General features: G+C 44.1%; 1 protein-coding gene. It reads right to left on the reverse strand.

Annotated elements, in window-relative coordinates; all coding sequences use genetic code 11:
• Window positions 1-65 precede the first annotated feature (65 nt).
• On the reverse strand, window positions 66-818 hold a 753-nt coding region (locus tag A3735_RS02220; RefSeq protein WP_156499336.1), incomplete at its 5' end, for a tetratricopeptide repeat protein.

Consider the following 818-nt stretch of genomic DNA (forward strand, 5'->3'; position numbering starts at 1 on the left):
GCCCTATTCGCTACACTCATAGGAGTAAGAAAAAAGCCTGCTTCATGCAGGCTTTTTCTCAAGGGTTACTGCTTGGCTCGAGCAGCGTTTAAATGCTCTTCAATTTCTTCCATTTCCGGAGCGAGCTTATGTGCTTTCTCTAGATAAGGTAAGCCTTCAGAAACCTTCCCGTTATCAACGAGTACCCAACCATAACTATCAAGAACGGCTGGACTCTCCGGCGCTAAGTCTACAGCTTTAGCTAACAGCTCTAACGCCCTCGAATCTTTTTTCTCAAAATAGATCCACCCTAGATTATTCAGAGCCATGACGTTATTGGGCGCAATTTTCAGAACTTTTTCATAACCTTCAACCGCTTTTATACGTTGCCCCCGCTGCTGATAAGCTAAGGACTGATACATAAGCGCTGGGGTACTGTTAGGTAGCTTAACCAACCAATCTTGAAGGAACTTGTTTTGGGCAGGCTTATCACCCAAAACACCTAGCACTCGATATAGTTTTTCAGCTGTAGAATCTACGGGTGCATTTCCCCAGCTTTGCATCAATAGCTTACGCGCTGTTGAATAGTCATTCTTGGATAGCGCAATATCACCGCGCAATATGTTCACAACAGGGTGGCTATCATTAATAGCCTCTATTTGACCAAGTACTTTCTCAGCCTCATTAACACGTCCAGCCTTCAGCTCAAGATCAACTAAAAAAGACAATAAGCGCATATTATCCGGTTCACTCGTTAGAACCTCAGCGACTTTGGTACGCGCCGTAGCGAAATCGCTCTTACGCATTGCAATTAAGGCTTCAACATACTTAATTCCATC

The organism is Oleiphilus sp. HI0061, from assembly GCF_001635675.1.